General features: G+C 55.8%; 15 protein-coding genes. 13 read left to right on the forward strand and 2 right to left on the reverse strand.

Annotated elements, in window-relative coordinates:
* The first annotated feature begins 28 nt into the window (after positions 1 to 28).
* The gene (locus tag ACWI0H_RS03545) at positions 29 to 328 is read left to right on the forward strand and encodes an ArsR/SmtB family transcription factor (protein WP_008958857.1); all 300 of its coding nucleotides are present in this window, start codon (positions 29 to 31) and stop codon (positions 326 to 328) included.
* Between the two features lie 108 nt (positions 329 to 436).
* Here ACWI0H_RS03545 and ACWI0H_RS03550 read toward each other — a convergent pair whose 3' ends face one another.
* Positions 437 to 2,965, reverse strand: a complete 2,529-nt coding sequence (locus ACWI0H_RS03550) for a penicillin-binding protein 1A (protein ID WP_485874893.1) — start codon at positions 2,963 to 2,965, stop codon at positions 437 to 439.
* A gap of 202 nt (positions 2,966 to 3,167) precedes the next feature.
* Between ACWI0H_RS03550 and pilM the strand changes: the two genes are divergently transcribed.
* The 12 genes from pilM to eno all read left to right on the forward strand — a co-directional run bounded on the left by pilM (position 3,168) and on the right by eno (position 20,377).
* On the forward strand, positions 3,168 to 4,229 hold the full coding sequence (pilM, locus tag ACWI0H_RS03555) for a type IV pilus assembly protein PilM (RefSeq protein WP_336273351.1): 1,062 nt from the start codon (positions 3,168 to 3,170) through the stop codon (positions 4,227 to 4,229).
* Complete coding sequence (locus ACWI0H_RS03560) at positions 4,226 to 4,843, forward strand: PilN domain-containing protein (protein WP_336273350.1); 618 nt, start codon at positions 4,226 to 4,228, stop codon at positions 4,841 to 4,843. The genes pilM and ACWI0H_RS03560 overlap by 4 nt, the downstream gene beginning before the upstream one ends.
* Positions 4,840 to 5,499, forward strand: coding sequence for a type IV pilus inner membrane component PilO (locus ACWI0H_RS03565; protein ID WP_336273349.1), 660 nt, complete (start codon positions 4,840 to 4,842; stop codon positions 5,497 to 5,499). The genes ACWI0H_RS03560 and ACWI0H_RS03565 overlap by 4 nt, the downstream gene beginning before the upstream one ends.
* Complete coding sequence (locus ACWI0H_RS03570; protein ID WP_336273348.1) at positions 5,496 to 6,032, forward strand: pilus assembly protein PilP; 537 nt, start codon at positions 5,496 to 5,498, stop codon at positions 6,030 to 6,032. The genes ACWI0H_RS03565 and ACWI0H_RS03570 overlap by 4 nt, the downstream gene beginning before the upstream one ends.
* Before the next feature lie 14 nt (positions 6,033 to 6,046).
* The gene (locus ACWI0H_RS03575) at positions 6,047 to 8,131 is read left to right on the forward strand and encodes a type IV pilus secretin PilQ (protein WP_485874896.1); all 2,085 of its coding nucleotides are present in this window, start codon (positions 6,047 to 6,049) and stop codon (positions 8,129 to 8,131) included.
* The gene (gene aroK, locus ACWI0H_RS03580) at positions 8,131 to 8,718 is read left to right on the forward strand and encodes a shikimate kinase AroK (RefSeq protein WP_008958864.1); all 588 of its coding nucleotides are present in this window, start codon (positions 8,131 to 8,133) and stop codon (positions 8,716 to 8,718) included. Before ACWI0H_RS03575 ends, aroK begins: the two co-directional genes overlap by 1 nt.
* Entirely contained in the window at positions 8,715 to 9,821 is a 1,107-nt protein-coding gene (gene aroB, locus ACWI0H_RS03585; RefSeq protein WP_485874899.1) for a 3-dehydroquinate synthase, read from the forward strand. The genes aroK and aroB overlap by 4 nt, the downstream gene beginning before the upstream one ends.
* A 492-nt stretch (positions 9,822 to 10,313) precedes the next feature.
* Positions 10,314 to 14,756 (forward strand): glutamate synthase large subunit, encoded by a 4,443-nt coding sequence (gltB, locus tag ACWI0H_RS03590; protein WP_485874901.1) that lies wholly within the window; start codon positions 10,314 to 10,316, stop codon positions 14,754 to 14,756.
* A 36-nt stretch (positions 14,757 to 14,792) separates the two neighbouring features.
* Positions 14,793 to 16,211, forward strand: coding sequence for an FAD-dependent oxidoreductase (locus tag ACWI0H_RS03595; RefSeq protein WP_035564444.1), 1,419 nt, complete (start codon positions 14,793 to 14,795; stop codon positions 16,209 to 16,211).
* Positions 16,212 to 16,473: 262 nt separating this feature from the next.
* Positions 16,474 to 18,129 carry a CTP synthase gene (pyrG, locus tag ACWI0H_RS03600; RefSeq protein WP_485874903.1) on the forward strand — a complete coding sequence of 552 codons (1,656 nt, stop codon included), beginning with the start codon at positions 16,474 to 16,476 and terminating at the stop codon, positions 18,127 to 18,129.
* Between the two features lie 12 nt (positions 18,130 to 18,141).
* Complete coding sequence (gene kdsA, locus ACWI0H_RS03605) at positions 18,142 to 19,005, forward strand: 3-deoxy-8-phosphooctulonate synthase (protein WP_485874905.1); 864 nt, start codon at positions 18,142 to 18,144, stop codon at positions 19,003 to 19,005.
* A gap of 82 nt (positions 19,006 to 19,087) precedes the next feature.
* Positions 19,088 to 20,377, forward strand: a complete 1,290-nt coding sequence (gene eno, locus ACWI0H_RS03610) for a phosphopyruvate hydratase (protein ID WP_485874907.1) — start codon at positions 19,088 to 19,090, stop codon at positions 20,375 to 20,377.
* Between the two features lie 510 nt (positions 20,378 to 20,887).
* Here the strand turns inward: eno and fdxA are convergent.
* Complete coding sequence (gene fdxA, locus ACWI0H_RS03615; RefSeq protein ID WP_008957517.1) at positions 20,888 to 21,211, reverse strand: ferredoxin FdxA; 324 nt, start codon at positions 21,209 to 21,211, stop codon at positions 20,888 to 20,890.
* Positions 21,212 to 21,286: the final 75 nt, after the last annotated feature.

Raw genomic sequence — 21,286 nt, forward strand, 5'->3', positions numbered from 1 at the left:
ATCTGGCTATCAACGAACGGCTGTGATCATGGATATCAATACCGTTTTAAGCGCGCTGGCGAACCCAGCACGTCTCGACATTCTTTACTGGCTTAAAGAGCCGGAGCGTCATTTTCCGCCGCAAAAAGATACGGCGCCGAAGGGCGGTGTTTGTGTCAGCCATATTCGTGATAAAACCGGGCTATCTCAACCGACGGTCTCACTTTATCTTTCTACGCTTTATCGCGCGGGTTTGGTTTCTTCCACTCGGGTCGGCCAGTGGACGTACTACCGTTACGAGCATGATGTGGCAGAAAGCTTTTTGCACGAGCTGAGCGAGCGACTATAAAACGTCCTTTCGTTAAACGATAAAACCCCGCCAAAGCGGGGTTTTATCGTTGGTGTTGCTAGAAAATCAATACTGGGCCCGGTTTACGCCAGGCCCTTTTCAGTTGCTTCAGAAGATCGACTCGGCGGTGCCTGACCCCTGTGAACCGCTGGCTTCTTCCAGCTCACGGCTGATGCGGCGCTGCTGGTAATCCGGCAAGTGATCCTGATGGAACAGCTCAGAGATACCACCAGACTGACCGTCCGCTAAACGCTGGCCTGTGCTCGGGTCCACACGTGCCGTAACGACAGTCTCTGGGCGTTCGGGCACGGCACTCGGCGTTCCTTCCAGGGCATCACCCATAAACGCTACCCAGATAGGTAGTGCGGCCTGAGCCCCATATTCAGAAATGGTTTCGTTACTATCCTTACCCACCCATACCGTGGTCACCAGGTTGCTGTTGAAGCCCGCAAACCACGCATCACGCTGGCTGTTAGTCGTACCGGTTTTGCCGACGATATCGTCACGGTTAAGGCTTAGCGCACCGCGGCCAGTGCCCGAGGTAATAACGTCACGCAGCATATCGCGCAAGATATACACCGCGGCCGGGTCGGCTACTCGTTTGGCGATCGGGTACTCGCGACCATCAATTTCCACCGTCTCCTGACCCTCGGCACAACTGGAGCAGGCAACCTGGGGGGTCGCTTCATCGATGACTTCGTTATCATCATCACGGGTTACTCGCTCAATAAACCAAGGTGACACTTGAAAGCCACCATTGGCGAGCACTGCGTAGGCGTTGGTCATTTCCATCGGCGTTAAGCTGGCACTGCCTAGTGCTAATGATAAGCCGTTGGGGAGTTGGGCGGGGGAGAAGCCGAAACCTTCCAAGAAGTTAATCGTGTAATCCAGCCCCATGGTCTGCAGCACACGGATGGTCACCAAGTTGCGCGAACGGGCCAACGCTGGGCGTAAGCGCATGGGGCCTTGGAAGTCGCGGCTAGAGTTGACCGGCCGCCACAATGAGTTACTGCCATCGTCAAGTACCACGGGGGCATCGTTAACCACGCTGGCGGCGTTCATCTCGCCATTTTCAAGGGCCGCTAAATAAATAAACGGTTTGAAGATTGAGCCCGATTGACGCCGGGCCTGGACAGCACGGTTGAACTTACTGGCATTAAAGTCAAAACCGCCCTGCAGAGCCAAAATAGCGCCTGTTTGCGGGTCTTGCACCACCAGCGAGCCTTCAGCATCCGGGAGCTGAGAGAGGCGAAGCGAGCCATCATCATTCTCAATTACGCGGATTAGATCGCCACGTACCGCAATCTCAGCCGCTGAGCTTGGCTCGGCACCACGGCTACGCGGGCTCAGATAAGGACGAGCCCAGTTCAAGCCCTCCCAGGCAATGGTCTGTAGGCCACCACGGCGGGTAAGCACCTGCATTTCGCGATCGCTGCTCTCGACCACAATGGCGGGTTGGAGAATGCCGTAATTGGGCGTGCGTTCAAGCACCTGGACCCAGTTACTGACGTCACCCTCGATCCCCTCGACCTCCGTTTGGCTGCGCTGGGCAGCCTGACGGGCGGTCTGACGAATTTCCGGCGACTCGGAAAGTTCCTCTTCCAGGCCTTGGGTCGCGGTTTGCTCCTGTGCTTCCACAAGACTGGAGGCAATGTCGCTCTGCTCTGGCCCGCGCCAGCCGTGACGCAGGTCGTAGTCCGTCAAACCATTGGCCAGTGCTTGGCGGGCGTAGGGCTGCAGCTCGCTATCAATGGTGGTGTAGACACGATAGCCGCCGGTGTAAGCCTCATCGCCAAAGCGCTCTACTGCATACTGGCGCGCCATTTCCGATACATAAGCGGCATCAACCTCGGCTTGGGTAAAGTGGCGGCGTGCGGTGACGGGGTCCTGCACCGCGACTTGATAAGTCTCGTCGTCGATATAACCCAGTTCACGCATGCGGAACAGAATCCAGTTACGACGAATGAGCGAACGCTCGGAGTTAGCCAGCGGGTTGAAGGCAGAGGGCGCCTTGGGCAAGCCAGCAATCATCGCCGTTTGTGCCAGATTCAGCTCGGCGAGCGGCTTGTCATAATAGGTTTCAGCGGCGGCAGCGATACCGTAAGCGCGATTACCCAAGAAAATCTTATTGACGTAAAGCTCGAAGATCTCCTCTTTATTGAGTACCTGCTCCATTTGCAGTGCCAGCAGAATTTCGCGAATTTTACGCGTAAAGGTCTGGTCCAGCGTCAGCATGTAGTTACGCGCGACCTGCATGGTGATGGTTGAACCACCGGATTGGATGGTACCGCCACTCTGCACAAGCTCCACCGCGGCCCTGGCTAAACCGCGTGGGTCGACACCTGCGTGGTCGAAATAACTGGCATCCTCGGCGGCAATCAAGGCATTGATCATATCCTGTGGGATTTGATCAAAATTGATCGCCATGCGACGCTCTTCACCAAATTCGCCAATCAATTTACCGTCCTGGGTAAATATACGTAGCGGCGTGTGCAGTTCGAAGTCCTGCAGTTGGCGAACGTCGGGCAGCCCCGGTGCAAAGTAAATGGCGGCGCCTACTACGGCTAACGCAGTGGCACCGACTAACGATACAATCAGAAAAAAGAGCGACACAATAAGGGTTCGAAGAAACGTCATGTACGAAGGGCACCCTGGAAAGAATAAAAAGATAGGCATCTAAACGGCCGTATCATGCAATTGGCTGCCATTATAGGAACCTGAGGCGGCGGCCACCAGTGTTGATATGCCGTAAGTTGGTTCGCGTGTGACTTAACTAAAAATCATGTAACCTCAAACGACATGTGAAGACGGGCGACAAGTAGGCGGAGCCGAACCCAATATGCGCTTTCTGAAATCTGGTAAAGGGTTGATCGGCGTCGATATTACATCAGCGACCGTAAAGCTGCTTGAGCTAAAACAGTGCCACGATAACTACCAAGTAGAAAGCTACGCGGTGAGGCCGTTACGCGAAGGCGCAGTGGTTGAACGCCGTATTCGCGATATTGATGACGTCGCCAGTGTACTGAGCCGCGCCGTGGATCATGCCAAACCCTCTACCCGCAAAGCAGCAGTGGCCGTTCCCGCCAGCGCCGCGATTACCAAAACGTTGACCTTTCCTATTGGGCTAAGCGAAGAGGAAATTGAAGAGCGCATTGTGGCTGAATCCGACCGCCATATTCCTTTTCCGTTCAATGAAGTGGCATTCGACTTTGAATGCCTTGGCCCCGCCCCCTTTGACGATGAGCAGCAGCAAGTCATGCTGGTGGCCTGCCGTCAGCAGGATGTTACCCAACTCACGGAAACGTTAGAGCGCGCTGGCTTAGAGCCCGCGGCAGTGGATGTGGAAACCTTTGCCATGGAGCGTTCGCTTGCCGAATTGCGCCGCCAGCTAAAGGTAGAGAATGACCCGACCGCCTGCGTTGGCTTGGTGGACATTGGCGCCAATATGAACGCCTTTCACGTTGTCCGTGGTGGCCATATCGTTTATACCCGCGACACCGTATTCGGTGGCCGCCAGCTTACTGACTCGATTCGTGAGCGCTATGACTTGAGCATGGAAGAGGCCGGTTTCGCTAAAAAACGGGGCGGGCTACCTGACGATTACCATGAGCGCGTCCTCAATCCTTTCCTGGAAACCGTGGTGCAGCAGGTGGGCCGCTCTTTGCAGCTTTACTACACCGCCGGACGTCAGCAAGAGGTGCAACACATTGTATTGGCAGGCGGGTCGAGTGTGATTCCTGGGCTTGCCGAACGGATTGCTGAAGACAGTGGTATGTCGGTGACCATTGCCAACCCCTTCCAGCGCATGCGGGTCAATAAGCGCTTAAACCTTCAGGCGTTGACCAATGATGCGCCGGCGATGCTCACCGCGGGTGGCTTGGCAATGCGGGTGAGCCAATGAGCATGAACATTAACCTGCTGCCCTGGCGGGAAGCGCAGCGTGAGCGAAATACCCGCAAATTTTATGTTGTCGTGGCCGGTATGCTGATACTGGGCGTCGCGCTGGGGCTGCTGATCTCCCATTATTACCAGCTTAAATTGGTGGCCCAGCAGCAGCGCAATGCTTATGTGAGTGACCATATTGAACGCCTTAATGCGGATATCGCGGGCGTGTCACGCTACGCCAGTGATGCCGCACGCCTAGGTGAGCAGATTGCGGTGTTTCAGGCGTTACAGAGTGAGCAAGCAGACACTGTGCAACTGTTCAATGATGTGGCTAACAGCGTGGCTAACGGCGTTATTTATCAACGGTTAGCGAAAAACGGCGATCAAGTCAGTGTCACTGCGGTGGCTGGCAGTGAACGACAGGTCTCTGAGCAGCTGCGCCGTATTGCAGCGCTGCCAGGGATGGGAGTGCCTTCATTATCGGCGGTAGAGAGCGAACAGAACGGCGCTGGTCGCGTGTTTCGTTTTGACGTGGAGCAGACCACAGTAGCGGTGCCGCAAGGTGTTGCCCAAGATGTGGAAGAGCAGGGTGTGGCAGAACTGGGTGAGGAAGAAGAGGGTTCGTCATGAGCCTTAATCGCGAGCAGTGGGCTATCGAGTGGCAGCGCCTGCGTGATGTCGATTGGCGCGATCTAGATATTAAGGAAGCCGGTGGATGGCCATTGCTGCTAAAAGTGTTGAGCTGTTGTTTGGCACTGCTGGCAGCATTGAGCGTCATGCTGTGGTTCGTAGTAAGCGAGCAGCGGGAAGCCTTTAGGGCGGCGCAGCGTGCAGAGGTTAGGCTGCTGAGCGAATACCGCAGTAAAGCCTCGGAAGCCGCCTTTTTACCGGAAATGCGCGAGCAGTTAGCGACCCTGGAGGGGCAAATAGCGCGTTTGCGCACAATGCTGCCCACCGATGCGGAGATCCCTTCACTGCTCGATAGTATTAGCGATGCCGCCGTTGACAACCGGCTCACCATTGAAACGATTCGGCTGCGTCCAACGCTAACCCAGGCCCATTATGTCGAGCAGCCGCTGGATATACAGGTACGCGGTGACTATCACCAGCTGGCGCGCTTTAGTGCTGATATCGCGTCGTTACCCCGTATGGTGACCCAGCACGATTTTACCTTGGAGCCAGTAGAAGAGCGTGGCGACACGCTGCGCCTTTCGCTACTGGCCCGCACTTATCGCTACCTGGAACCGGGCGACCAGTCCCCAACTGACGGGGCGGAGCCACTATGACGCGTACAGCTAAGCTCATAGGAATGATGGTTAGTGTGGCGCTGCTCACGGGCTGTGCGGATGCCGAGTTAACTCAGTTGGAACGCACGTTAGCCAATATTCGTCAGTCGCCAGGCGGTCAGCCGCCGGTCATTGCGGTTGCGCTGCCTGAAAGTCGTACCTTGGCTTATTTATATAGCGAAGACCGCAGCCCCTTTTTACCGCCAGATGCCATAGCTCAGGATGATGCTAGTCGTAGCGAGGGTGCGCTTGCGCCTGACCCGCAGCGTACCCCTGAGCCACTAGAGCGCTTTTCTCTGCAGGAGCTGCGTTTGGTCGGTACGATGCGTATGGCGGGTCGGCAAGTCGCGATGATTGCCTCTCCAGATGGCAATGTGACCAGCGTGAAAGAGGGTAACTATATGGGCACCGACTATGGACGCATTGCCCAGATAAGCGCTCAAGAAATTCGTGTTACCGAGCGTGTCTTTACCCAGCGGGAAGGTTGGCAAGAGCGGCAAGTGTCGCTTGCTATCAACGAAAACAACGAGTAAACGGATATTAGCTCATGGCAGTTACAGCTTGGCGAATCACCCTTTTAATGGCCATGGTTGCACTACTTTCACTGTTGCCTTCATTGGCAGTAGCGTCAGTGCTGACGGGTGTTGACGTGCAGCCCGCCGACAATGGTGGCGCCAACGTTGATCTTAGCTTCACTGGTGGCGTGCCCGAACTGCGCAGCTACCGTTTGGAATCACCGCCGCGTGTCACGTTTGATTTGGCCGACACCCAAAGCGGGCTCGCCACCCGACGTTTGAGCATTAATAACCACGGCGTCGAACAAATTACCGCCCTTGAGGGCAATGGCCGCACGCGCTTGGTAGTCAATCTCAGCGAACCACAGGCATTTACGACCAGCGTGCAGGAAGGTCTGCTACGTATTACCTTTGCATCTGGCACTACCCCCGCGCCGACCTCATCGCTCAACCCTTCGCCCGCGCCCACAGCCGGTGTTTCTTCGGCGGGGCTAGAAACCGACGAAGGGCCACAAATTGAAAATATCGACTTTCGTCGTGGTGCCGATGGTGCTGGTCGCTTGTTGGTTACCTTTGACCGCGAAGGGGTTGAGGCGAACGTCCGAGAAGGTGGCCCTGACCAAGTGCTGGTTGACCTGCGCGACGTGGCGATTCCGGATTCGCTTAATCAGGTCTACGATGTCACCGATTTTGCCACGCCAATCACCCGGATTACGCCCCGCGCCAACCAGGGCGACACCCAGTTAGCCATCGCCACCCAGGGCGCTTATGCGATGATCTCTTCGCAAAGTGGCCGCACGCTGACAGTGGAAGTGCAGCCCGCCAGCCAGGAGTCACAGCCCTCTCAGGCGACAGGCGAGCGCTTCAATGGCGAACGCTTGAGTCTTAATTTCCAGGATATCGAAGTGCGTTCAGTGCTAGCGACGCTGGCTGAATTTACCGGGCTGAACTTGGTTGCCAGTGACAGCGTCACCGGCCGTGTGACGCTCAACTTAAATGATGTCCCGTGGGATCAGGCGCTCGCACTGATTCTGCAAAGCCAGGGGTTATCGAGCCGTGAACAGGGCAATGTGATTGTGGTGGCGCCCGCCAGTGAGTTGGCTGAGCTAGAGCGACAAGAGCTAGAGGCGCGTAACCAGCGTGAAACCCTTTCCCCGCTGGTGACTGAGTTTATCGAGATCAAGTATGCCAGGGCTGAGGATTTGGCCCTGCTGCTGCGTGGCGGTGACGGCGATGGCTTTGGGCTGCTCACCGAGCGCGGCCGTGTCAGTATTGATAATCGCACCAATACGCTGCTGGTGCAGGATACCGCCGATCAGGTGCGCGATATTGTACGCACCATCGACCGTTTGGATGTCGCCGTTCGCCAGGTACAAATAGAAGCGCGCATTGTTATCGCCCGAGACACCGCTTCACGCGAATTGGGTATTAACTGGGGGATGTCGAGCACACGCGGTTTTCAAGAAGGTGAAGATGGCAATTTCACTCGACGTGATATCAATCCTAATGGCATCAACCGTGCCCAAGGCGGTTTGGCCGTCGATTTGGGTGCCGCTACGGGGCCAGGCACCGGTTTTAGTTTTGGCTATTTATCTGGCGATATCTTATTGGATTTGGAGTTGCGCGCGCTGGAGAGCGAAGGCAAGAGCCAGACTATCTCCCAGCCTCGCATTATTACCGCCAATCAGCGTACTGCCCGCATCAGCCAGGGTGAAGAGCGCGCCTTCCAGAGTGTTGATGGCAACGACAATCCGGATACCGAGTTCAAAGAAGCTGAGCTCTCGCTGGAAGTCACGCCGCAGATTACCCCGGATAACCGCATTATCATGGATCTGGTCATCAAAAATGATAGCTTCCGTGAATCAGAGTTTGGCGGCGAACCACCGATTGATACCAATCAGATTGAGACCCAAGTGCTGGTCGATAATGGCCAAACAGTGGTGTTAGGCGGTATTTTGACCACCGAAGAGCTGCGTCAAATCGCCAAAACACCGTTGTTGGGCGATATTCCTTTGCTAGGTAGACTGTTTCGCTATACCGAAGAGAGCAATGAGAAGGTAGAGTTGTTAGTCTTTATTACTCCACGACTCCTAGACGATGGCTTAACGGTTCGCTGATGCAGGATTTACCCAATTTATTTCTTATAGGCCCCATGGGGGCCGGCAAAAGCACCATTGGTCGCCTATTGGCGGCGGAGCTTTCGCGCCAATTTTTTGATAGTGACCACGCCATTCAAGACCGCTGCGGGGCGGATATTCCGTGGATTTTCGATGTTGAAGGCGAGCAGGGCTTTCGGCTGCGCGAAATCCATATGATTGATGAGTTAACCCGTCTCTCCCCCGTGGTTGTCGCTACTGGCGGCGGGGCGGTGCTGCGCGAAGAAAATCGCCGCGCACTGCGCGAGCGCGGCACCGTGGTGTATCTGTTGACCACCGTCGACCAGCAGCTAAAGCGGACGGCGAAAGATCGCAATCGTCCGTTGCTACAGTGCGCTAACCGCGAACAGGTACTCAATGACATGTTTGCTCAGCGCGACCCGCTCTATCGTGCCACTTCGGATATTGCTGTGCGCACCGATCGGCGTAGCCCACGGGCGGTGGTGAATGAGATCCTGCGCCGGGTGCATCGGTTGGTGGACCCGCTGGAGCCCTCCTCTTCGCCTCATTCGGCTGGGCCGCTTAACCATAATAAGGTATCGCAATGACCTCGACCGCCAGCGCGCAACGCACACTTCAGGTTGCTTTAGATGAGCGTAGCTACCCGATTCATATTGGCACCGGGCTGATCGGTCAAGCCGATACGTTGACGCCTTACCTTGCGGGCCAGCAGGTGATGGTAGTCACTAACGAGACTATCGCGCCGCTCTACCTGGAAACACTCTGCGCTAGCCTGCCGACGCATTTAGATGTGCGCACGGTTGTGTTGCCTGATGGCGAACAGTACAAAACCATTGAGCAGGTCAGCCGCATTTGGGATGCGCTGCTTGAAGCTGGTTTTAACCGCCGCTGTACCCTGATCGCCTTAGGAGGCGGGGTGATTGGCGATATGGTCGGCTATGCCGCCGCTTCCTATCAGCGCGGCGTGGCGTTTATCCAGGTGCCCACCACGCTACTTTCCCAGGTGGATTCGTCGGTAGGGGGCAAGACCGGCGTCAATCACCCGCTGGGTAAAAACATGATCGGCGCTTTCTGGCAGCCCAAAGCCGTGCTGGTGGACATCGATACCCTGAAGAGCCTGCCGCGTCGCGAGCTTTCCGCTGGCCTTGCCGAGGTTATCAAGTACGGTTTTATCCGTGATGAAGCATTTTTAAGCTGGCTGGAAGCCAATATGCCCGCGCTACTCGACGTAGAGCCGGAAGTAGTCGCCGACGCTATTGCGCGCAGTTGTCAAATCAAGGCAGATATCGTTGCCGAAGATGAAACCGAGCAGGGTGTGCGTGCACTGCTCAACCTGGGTCACACTTTTGGCCACGCCATTGAAGCCCACCAAGGTTACGGTAACTGGTTACACGGTGAAGCAGTGGGCGCGGGCATGGCCATGGCGGCAACGCTTTCAAACCGGCTAGGCTGGATCGATGAAGCAGCACTAGCGCGTAGCCTGGCGGTAATCGAGAGTGCCGAGTTGCCGTTAGTGGCACCGCTCAGCATGTCGAGTGATGACTTTTTAGCCCGTATGCGGCTGGATAAGAAAAATATCGATACACGGCTGCGTCTGGTGTTACTTAACGCCCTGGGCGATGCCTGCGTTAGCGATGCCACGCCCGTTGATGTTCTCCGCACGCTGCTGGATGACTATCCGCGCCGCTAAGTGGCCTATCAATCCTTTCTATTACTTTCTTCTTCCCGGCAGAGCTGCTTCCTAGTGGGGCAGTTTTGACAGTATTTTTGCGCTGATAAAACTGTCTGTGAACTTAACCCGGTTGCTACGCTTTCAATAATCCGTATGCCTTATGCGCTATCGGCATGGGTGGTTTCCCGTGAATAAGACTAAAGTCTAATGGAAAATAAAGAGTCCTAAAGTGGCGTTTCTTTTCGTTACAAGCCTTTGAAGTATATGTATTTTTTTCTTGAATGAGAGTGCAAATACAGGATTTGAAAAGAGTTTCTCTAACGTTATAAGCACCAAGCGATTGCGCAACGTGGGCGCTAATCGCTATGCTGACCGGCCATTTTCTTGCGGCAGCGAACGTGGGAAACACCCCATTCTGGGCAGGTTATAAGCATCATAAAAAAAGCAAAACCGTCCTTTATACCATAAGCACGCTGCTAAAAAAATACGTTGACTAGTAGAGGCACGCCCATGAATAGAGGTCTTCACCAGCCTGGCGAGTTTCGCGATAACTGTGGTTTTGGCCTGATTGCCCATATGGAAGGCCAGGCTAGCCACGATTTGCTGAAAACTGCCATTGAATCACTGACCTGCATGACCCACCGGGGTGGTATCGCTGCCGACGGAAAGACCGGCGACGGTTGTGGCTTGCTACTTAAAATGCCCACTCCCTTTATGCAGGCGCTGGCCAAAGAGGCATTTGACGCTGAATTGGGCGAACGCTTTGCTGTGGGCGTGGTGTTTCTGCCCAACGATGACGCCCGTGAAGCAAATGCCCGCGATATCTTAACGCGTGAGCTTGAAGCGCGCGGCCTCAACGTATTGGGCTGGCGCGATGTGCCTACCGACCCCAGCGTTTGTGGCCCCATGGCGCTGGACTGCCTGCCGCGTATTCGTCAGCTTTTTGTACAGCCGGGTCTGGGTGAGCACTTCGATGTTGACCTCTTTATGGCTCGTCGCCGCGCCGAGCAGGCGCTGCGTGACGAAGAAGACTTCTATGTCGCCTCGCTATCGTCGGAAGTCATCTCCTATAAAGGCCTGGTGATGCCGGAAGATCTGCCGGCCTTTTATCACGACTTGAATGACCCGCGTCTGGAAACTGCCATTTGCGTTTTCCACCAGCGCTTCTCGACCAATACCGCGCCGCGTTGGCCGCTGGCACAGCCGTTCCGGCTGTTGGCGCACAATGGTGAAATCAACACGATTGAAGCCAACCGCGGCTGGGCGAACTCGCGTAAAGCCAACTTCGTTAACGAGCGCCTGCCGGATATCGCCGAGCTGGACGAAATCGTCAACACCACCGGTTCTGACTCCTCAAGCATGGACAACATGCTGGAAGTGCTGCTGACCGGCGGCATGGAACTGCACCGCGCGGTACGCATGATGGTGCCGCCCGCGTGGCAGAACGTCGAAACCATGGACGCCGAGCTGCGCGCCTTCTACGAATACAACTCCATGCACATGGAGCCGTGGGACGGTCCTGCGGGCGTGGTGATGACCGACGGTCGCCAAGCGGTCTGTATGCTGGACCGTAACGGCCTGCGCCCGGCGCGCTGGGTGATTACCAAAAACGGCTATATCACGCTGGCATCGGAAACGGGCACCTACGGCTATAAGCCGGAAGACGTGGTGGCCAAAGGCCGTGTTGGCCCCGGTCAAATGCTTGCCGTAGACACCCAGACCGGCGAAGTGCTGCATACCACCGATATCGATGAGCGCCTGAAATCCGCCTACCCTTATAAGCGTTGGTTAAAGCAGGAAGCCAATTATTTAGAGTCGGCGCTAACCGAGTTGGCGCGTTTCCAGAGCATGGATACCGATTCGCTCAACGTGCAGCAGAAACTGTTCCAAGTGAGCTTTGAAGAGCGCGACCAAGTGCTGCGTCCGCTGGCGGAAAGTGGTCAGGAAGCCGTTGGCTCTATGGGCGACGATACACCGATGGCGGTGCTCTCCAGTCGTCCGCGCCTGCTGACGGATTTCTTCCGGCAGAAGTTTGCCCAGGTCACCAACCCGCCGATCGACCCACTCCGTGAAGCGATCGTGATGTCGCTGGAAACCTGCTGTGGTGCTGAGCTGAACGTCTTTAAAGCGACGCCTGAGCACGCGCATCGCTTGATCTTGACCACGCCGGTACTGTCCCCACGCAAATTTACCGCGTTGGTCAGCCAGGATGATCCGGCGTTTGCCAGCTATACATTGTCGTTGGGTTACGATCCTGAACAGCAGAGCCTGCACCAAGCGCTTAAAGCGCTATGTGAAGAAGCCGAAGCTCAAGTGCGCGCCGGTAAAGTCATTCTGGTACTCACCGATGCCGAGCTGGCGAAAGGGCTGATTCCCATACAGGCCGCCCTGGCCGTGGGTGCCGTGCACTCTCACTTAGGCCGTTTGGCGCTACGCCCCAACGCCAATATCGTGGTGGAAACCGGTTACGCACGGGATGCACACCAGATGGCGGTGCTGTTTGGCGTGGGTGCGACGGCGGTTTATCCGTGGCTCGCTTATCAGGTCATGGCGGATATGCACCGTACCGGCGAGCTAACCGGTAACCCGGCTGATGGCCGCGAGAATTACCGTAAAGGTCTGCAGAAAGGCATGTTCAAGATCCTGTCTAAAATGGGTATCTCGACGCTGGCCTCCTACCGCGGCTCAATGCTGTTTGAAGCCGTGGGCTTGGCGGACGAAGTAATGGATCTGTGCTTTGTCGGTATGGCGTCGCGCATCCAAGGCGCCGGTTTTGCCGAGCTGCAGATGCAGCAAGCGCTGCTGGCGAAAGACGCCTGGATTCCGCGTAAAGGAATTTCTCAAGGTGGCATGTTCAAGTATGTCCACGGCCACGAGTACCACGCTTATAACCCCGATGTAGTGATGTCGCTGCAGGCGGCGGTTCAGGAAGGCAGCTACACCAAGTGGAAGAAGTTCGCCCAGTTGGTGAACGAGCGTCCGGTCGCCACCATTCGTGACTTGCTCAAGCTCAAGCCGGCAGAAACGCCGATTGCGCTGGAGGAAGTAGAGCCGGTTGAAGAGCTGCTGCCGCGCTTTGATAGCGCCGGTATGTCGTTGGGCGCGCTCTCGCCGGAAGCTCACGAAGCGCTGGCCCAGGCCATGAACGAAGCGGGCGGCCGCTCCAACTCTGGCGAAGGCGGTGAAGACCCGGCGCGCTACGGCACTATCCGTAGCTCGAAAATCAAGCAGATCGCCTCCGGCCGTTTCGGCGTGACGCCCCATTATCTGGTCAACGCAGAAGTACTGCAGATCAAGGTCGCCCAGGGCGCCAAACCCGGTGAGGGCGGGCAGCTGCCTGGCGGCAAAGTGAACGAACTGATTGCCCGGCTGCGCTACGCGGTACCCGGCGTCACGCTGATTTCACCGCCGCCGCACCACGATATTTACTCTATCGAAGATTTGGCTCAGCTGATTTTTGATCTTAAACAGGTCAATCCAGATGCCCAGGTATCGGTGAAGCTGGTATCGGAACCGGGGATCGGCACGATCGCCACCGGGGTGGCCAAGGCCTACGCGGATTTGATTACCGTGTCCGGCTACGATGGCGGCACGGCGGCCAGCCCGCTGACCTCGATCAAACATGCCGGTTCTCCTTGGGAGTTGGGGCTTCCTGAAGTGCATCAGGCGCTGCGTATTAACGGCCTGCGCGACAAAATTCGCCTGCAGACCGATGGCGGCTTGAAGACCGGCCTCGACGTAGTGAAAGCCGCGATTTTGGGTGCTGAAAGCTTTGGTTTTGGTACCGCGCCGATGGTCGCGCTGGGTTGCAAGTACCTGCGCATCTGTCACCTCAATAACTGCGCCACCGGTGTCGCGACCCAGGATGATTTCCTACGTGGTGAGCACTTCCGTGGCACCGTGGATATGGTTAAAAACTACTTCCGCTTTATTGCCGAAGAAGTGCGCGAGCTGATGGCGGTATTGGGTGTGCGCAAGCTGACCGATCTAATCGGGCGTACCGATTTGCTTGAAGTGTTGGAAGGCAACACGGCTTCCCAGCGTAAGCTTGATCTTACGCCGCTGCTAGCGAATGATTTTGTGCCTAAAGATGCACCGCAGTTCTGTAAGGTCAGCCGTAACGTGCCGCACGACCCCGGTGCTAAAAACCAGGAAGTGCTGGCGGCGCTGAAAGACGCCATCGAAAATCGCTCGGGCGGTGAGTTCGATTTCACCATCACCAACTGCGACCGCAGTGTGGCGGCGCTAACCTCTGGCGCGATTGCCAAGCGCTATGGCGAAGAGGGCCTGGAAACGGCACCGATCACCGCTCGCTTTACTGGCGTAGCAGGCCAGAGCTTTGGGGTGTGGAATGCGCGTGGCTTGAATTTGTATCTCGAAGGCGACGCCAACGATTACGTCGGCAAGGGCATGAACGGTGGCAGTATTGTGATTGTGCCGCCCAAAGTCAGCCAGTTTGAGAGCCATAAAACGGCGATTATCGGTAATACCTGCCTGTACGGGGCCACCGGCGGTACATTGTTTGCAGCCGGTACGGCGGGTGAGCGCTTCGGGGTGCGTAATTCCGGTGCTTCTGCAGTCATTGAAGGCGCAGGCGACCACTGCTGCGAATACATGACCGGCGGTTTGGTCTGTGTGCTTGGCGAAACGGGCGTTAACTTCGGCGCAGGTATGACCGGTGGGTTTGCCTATGTGTTGGATGAAGATCGCACCTTCGTGGATAAATACAACCATGAGCTGGTTGAGATTCATCGCGTCAACACAGAGGCCATGGAGGCGTATCGTCGTCACCTGCGTGAAATGATCGAAGCCTACGTGGCCGCGACGGGTTCCGCGCGCGGGGCGGCTATTTTGGAAGACTTCAGCGACTATGCGCGCCACTTCTGGCTGGTGAAGCCAAAAGCGGCCAGCCTAGGTAGTTTGCTGGATCAGTCTCGGCGTCAGCCGCAATAACTCGCTTATGCCCCTCACGCTGACAGGAGAGAGATCATGGCTAACCGTTTAAATAACGATTTTCAGTTTGTCGATGTGGGTCGTAAGGACCCACAAAAGAAAGATGCCCGCGCCCGTGCTAAAGAGTTCGCGGAGATCTACGAACCGTTCAAGCCCACCGACGCGGCAAGCCAAGCGCACCGCTGCCTGCACTGCGGTAACCCGTACTGCGAGTGGAAGTGCCCGGTGCACAACTACATCCCCAACTGGCTGCAGCTGGTGGTGGAAGGCAACATCATTGAAGCCGCTGAGCTCTCGCACAAAACCAACTCGCTGCCCGAAGTGTGTGGCCGTGTGTGCCCGCAGGATCGTCTGTGTGAAGGCGACTGTACGCTGAACGATGGCTTTGGCGCGGTGACCATTGGTTCGGTGGAGAAGTACATCACCGATACGGCGTTTGCCATGGGCTGGCGTCCGGATATGTCCCACGTTACCTGGACCGACAAGAAGGTCGCCATTATCGGTGCAGGCCCTGCGGGCCTGGGCTGTGCCGACATTCTGGCCCGTAACGGCGTCAAGCCGGTGGTGTTCGACAAGTACCCGGAAATCGGTGGCCTGCTGACCTTTGGTATTCCCGAGTTCAAGCTGGAAAAGAGCGTGATGGAGCGCCGCCGCGCGGTGTTTGAAGAGATGGGCGTCGAGTTCCGCCTCAATACCGAAATCGGCACCGATATCGAGTTTGAAACCTTGATGCAGGAGTACGACGCGGTATTCCTGGGAATGGGGACTTATAAATACATGGAAGGCGGTTTCCCTGGCGAAGATCTGCCGGGCGTGTATAAAGCCCTCGATTTCCTGATTGCCAACGTCAATCGTTGCCTGGGTTTTGAAAAAGACCCCAACGACTATATCTCCATGGAAGGCAAACGCGTGGTCGTGCTGGGCGGCGGTGATACGGCGATGGACTGTAACCGTACCTCCATTCGCCAGAACGCTACCAGCGTGACCTGTGCGTATCGTCGTGACGAGGGCAATATGCCGGGGTCGCGCCGTGAAGTCTCCAATGCTCGTGAAGAGGGCGTTGAGTTTCTGTTCAATCGTCAGCCGGTGGCGGTCGTCGGTGAAGAGAAGGTCGAAGGCGTGAAGGTGGTGCGCACTCGCTTGGGCGAGCCGGACGAAAATGGCCGTCAGCGTCCTGAAGTGGTGCCCGGCTCTGAAGAGATCATTGCGGCGGATGCCGTGGTCATTGCTTTTGGCTTCCAGGCCAGCCCCGCGCCGTGGTTCGATAGCTCTAACATTCAGGTCGACGAGCGTGATCGCGTCACCGCGCCGGAGCACGGTCAGTACGCCTTCCAAACCAGCAATGAAAAAATCTTTGCCGGTGGCGATATGGTGCGCGGCTCTGATTTGGTGGTCACGGCGATTTACGAAGGCCGTCAAGCTGCAGAAGGCATTCTGGACTACCTGGGCGTATAGAGCGTGTCTGATGCATAGAGCAGCTCCAGGGATAGGTCGTAGCGAGGGTCTTTTGTCATGGATGACAAAAGTAGCGCCCAGGGATGGGTTCACAGCGCCCTCGCGTAGACCTATCGCTGGGGCGGTTGCACGAGCGTGATTAAGGTGAGTAGTTTTGGCTGCTCAGTTCAAATTGAGCCTTAGGTCGTAATCTGCTAGTCTGTCGACCCATCCTGGCGTGGCTTTCTGCCGTGCCTTCTGATCACGTTTCGACAGGTTATCCATGACACGATATATCTTCGTGACCGGCGGCGTTGTGTCCTCTCTCGGGAAGGGCATCGCCTCCGCCTCGCTTGCGGCGATTTTAGAGGCCCGCGGCCTTAAGGTCACCATGCTCAAGCTCGACCCGTACATCAACGTGGATCCGGGCACCATGAGCCCTTTCCAGCACGGTGAGGTGTTCGTCACAGAAGATGGTGCCGAAACCGACCTTGATCTCGGGCATTACGAGCGCTTCATCCGCACCAAGATGACCCAGCGCAATAACTTTACGACCGGCCGTGTTTACGAGCACGTACTGCGTAAAGAGCGTCGTGGCGATTACCTTGGCGGTACCGTTCAGGTCATTCCGCACATCACCGACGAGATCAAGCAGCGCGTTTACGCGGGCGGCGAAGGGTTCGATGTGGCGCTGGTCGAAATCGGCGGCACTGTCGGCGATATCGAATCACTGCCTTTCCTTGAGTCCATTCGCCAAATCCGTAGTGAACAGGGCGCTAACCGCGCGCTGTTTATGCACCTAACCCTGGTGCCCTACATCAAAACGGCGGGTGAGACCAAAACCAAACCGACCCAGCACAGCGTTAAAGAGCTGCGCTCCATCGGTATCCAGCCAGATATTTTGATTTGCCGCAGCGAAGTTGAGCTGGAAGAGAGCGAGCGTCGCAAAATCGCCCTGTTCACCAACGTTGAAGAGCGTGCCGTGGTGCCGCTTCAGGATGCCGATACGATTTATCGCATTCCGCTGATGCTCCATGAACACGGTCTGGACGAGATCGTTTGCGATAAGCTGCGCCTGGAAGCCCCGGAAGCAGATTTATCCGAGTGGGTGAAGGTACTCGATGCCAAGCTCAACCCGCTCAAGTCCGTCAGTATCGCCATGGTCGGTAAGTACATGGAGCTGCTGGATGCCTACAAGTCGCTCAACGAAGCGCTGATTCACGCCGGTATCCAAGGTCGCATTAAGGTCAACGTCGACTATATTGACTCCGAAGACATCGAGCGCCACGGCACCGAACGCTTGGCGGGCAAAGACGCCATTCTAGTGCCCGGCGGCTTTGGCGAGCGTGGCGTGGAAGGCAAGATTATGACCGCCCAATTCGCGCGTGAAAATAACGTTCCCTATCTGGGTATTTGCCTGGGCATGCAGGTAGCGGTGATTGAGTTCGCTCGCAACGTGGCGGGTTGGAAAGACGCCAACTCCACCGAGTTTACCCACGATACCCAGCATCCGGTGGTGGGCCTGATTACTGAGTGGTTGAACCCGGAAGGCAAAATCGAGTTACGCGATGCAGCGTCTGATTTAGGCGGCACCATGCGCTTAGGCGGGCAGGTATGCCATCTGGAAACAGGTACTAAAGCGCGCGAAGCCTACGGCTCTGATGAGATTGTCGAGCGTCACCGTCACCGTTTCGAGGTCAATAATCAATTTATTGATGAGCTCGAGAAGGCGGGACTGGTTATTTCGGGTAAGAGCGTCGACCAATCGCTGGTTGAAGTGATTGAGCTGGCTGACCACCCTTGGTATGTGGCCTGTCAGTTCCATCCGGAGTTCACCTCCACGCCGCGTGATGGTCACCCGCTCTTCTCGGGTTTTGTTAACGCCGCGTTAGAGCATAAAACTGCGCGTAATCGCGCCCATGCGCATTCTCAGGAATAAGAGGGCAAAAGCATGGCTTCTCAAGAACGATCTCAAGAGCGTCACATCAACGTTGCCGGCTTAACCGCCGGCAATTCCTTGCCGCTAATGCTGCTGGGCGGTATGAACGTGCTGGAATCTGCTGAGCTTGCCGACGAGGTTGCCCAAGCCTACGTCACGGTGACCCAGAAACTGGGTATGCCCTACGTTTTCAAGGCCAGTTTTGACAAAGCTAATCGCAGCTCGATTCACTCCTATCGCGGCCCGGGTATCGAAAAGGGGCTGCAAATTCTGGCCGATATCAAAGCCCGCCACAACGTGCCGATCATTACCGATGTGCATGAGCCTTGGCAGGCTGAAGCAGCCGCTGAAGTTGCCGACATTATCCAACTACCGGCCTTTTTGGCCCGCCAAACTGATTTGGTAGTCGCGATGGCCAAAACCGGCGCGGTCATCAATATCAAGAAGCCGCAGTTTTTGGCACCCCATGAAATGCGTCATATCCTGAGTAAGTTTCAGGAAGCAGGTAACGACCAGCTGATGCTCTGCGAGCGCGGCTCAAGCTTTGGCTATAACAATCTGATTGTTGATATGCTGGGCTTTGGCGACATGAAGCAAACCGGCTATCCGGTATTTTTCGATGTGACCCACGCGCTGCAACGCCCTGGCGGCCGTGCCGACAGTGCAGATGGTCGTCGGGCGCAAGTGGCTGAATTAGCGCGCGCAGGCGTGGCTGTTGGCCTTGCAGGGCTGTTTTTAGAAGCTCACCCTGACCCTGATAACGCCAAATGCGATGGCCCTTGTGCACTCCCGCTGGATCAGTTGGAGCCGTTTTTAACTCAGCTCGCCCAACTGGATGCGCTGATAAAAGGGTTTGAGCCGCTAACCATCCGTTAGCGTGTGGTTTGATAAGCCGTGTTTTTGCTGATTAGGGCGTTATATTAATAATTTTATCTGACTTACCGTTAAGGAAACTGCCATGACCAAAATTGTTGCTATCAGTGCGTTGGAAGTGCTGGATTCGCGTGGTAACCCAACCGTACAGGCGAATGTACGTCTTGCCAGCGGCGCTGTTGGTGAAGCCTGCGCGCCCAGCGGTGCCTCTACCGGCTCACGTGAAGCATTAGAGCTGCGCGACGGTGACAAGTCGCGCTATCTGGGCAAAGGCGTGCTGAAAGCAGTCGAGGCGGTCAATGGCAAGATTCGCGATGCATTGTTGGGCATGGATGCGCGTGATCAGCGCGGTTTAGACGATGCCATGCTGGCGCTGGACGGTACGGACAATAAAGCCAACCTGGGCGCCAACGCGATTCTGGCGGTTTCCCTGGCCGCCGCTAAAGCCGCTGCCAATGCGAAAGGCGTGCCGCTTTATGCGCACATTGCCGAACTCTACGGTCAGCCTGGCCAGTACAGCATGCCGGTCCCGATGATGAACATCATCAACGGCGGCGAGCATGCGGATAACAATGTCGATATCCAAGAGTTTATGGTGCAGCCGGTAGGCGCGCCTAATTTCCGCGAAGGGCTACGCATGGGCGCGGAAATTTTCCATGCTCTGAAAAAAGTGCTTTCGGCGAAAGGCCTCTCTACCTCCGTTGGCGACGAGGGCGGCTTTGCGCCGAACCTGGCGTCTAACGCTGATGCGCTGGCAGTCATCAAACAAGCCGTTGCCGATGCTGGCTACGAGCTGGGTAAAGACGTCACGCTGGCGCTGGACTGTGCCTCTTCCGAATTCTACAAAGACGGTCAGTACAACCTTTCCGGTGAAGGCAAAAGCTATGATGCCCAAGGCTTTACTGATTACCTAGCAGGCCTGTGCGCCGATTACCCAATCGTGTCCATCGAAGATGGCATGGACGAGTCCGACTGGGCGGGCTGGAAAGCGCTGACCGACAAGCTAGGTGATAAAGTGCAGTTGGTGGGTGACGATCTGTTCGTGACCAATACCAAGATTCTCAAGCGCGGTATCGATGAGCAGATCGGTAACTCTATCCTGATCAAGTTCAACCAGATCGGCTCGCTCTCCGAGACCCTGGATGCCATCAAGATGGCCCAGGATGCAGGCTTTACTGCAGTGATTTCGCACCGCTCTGGTGAAACGGAAGACACCACTATTGCTGATTTGGCGGTAGGTACCTGCGCTGGCCAAATTAAAACGGGTTCATTGTGCCGTTCTGATCGCGTTGCCAAGTACAACCGTTTGCTGGTGATTGAAGCGGAACTAGGGGATGTGACCTATCCTGGCCTAAAAGCGATCAAAGGTCAGTAAAGTGCCAATATTGAATGAGGTTTGTAAGTGATGTCTCAAGATTTTGTAAGAGATGTCTTACAAAAGCCGACGAGAATCGCTTGGTTTAAGGTAAGAAAAAGCGAAATTTTCCACTAATTAAAATTTAAGCTTTTGTTTTTAAATATAATTGTGGAATTAAGGCGAGTCGCCAAGACTCGCCTTTTTGCATTTTGGCTTTGTTGAGAAGCCTACATGATCTGCCACAATACACGCAGGACAAGGGGAGGCAAGGATGCTTCAGACAGGATGCAACGGGATGTAGGACGGATGCGCCGGGCGATGCAGAGAGGTGAGCCCCGGCAGGGAAGACATCTGAGGAAGTTGATACAGGGAGTGGTCAGAGGAAGTGCTTGGAGCGGGCGGCCTACGGGTCGCCTTTTTTTTGCCTCTTATTTGGCAATACACGCTTGGCAACCCCATAAAAAACCAGCGCTTTTTTCAAAAAAAACGCTGGTTATAAAGTAACAGCAGAGCAGGCGTGAGTAACGCTTAACGCTCTAACTTCTCAAGCTTACCGGGCTTGCCGTCCCACTCTTCGGCGTCAGGCAGCGGATCCTTCCTTTCGGCAATATTGGGCCATACTTCTGACATTTCAGCGTTAATCTCAATAAACGCCTCTTGCCCATCTGGCAGCTCATCCTCTGAGAATATCGCCTCAGCGGGGCATTCTGGTTCACACAGTGCGCAGTCAATACACTCGTCAGGGTGAATGACCAGGAAATTCGGGCCCTCGTAGAAACAGTCGACCGGGCAGACTTCCACACAGTCGGTGTATTTGCACTGGATGCAGTTCTCGGTAACGACAAACGTCATCTTGCTATCCCTCTTGCAGGGCCAGGTAGCTCCTGGCCATGGTCAATCGTGAATGGTTATAAATCAGCCGTTTTT

The organism is Halomonas sp. NYA30, from assembly GCF_976980765.1.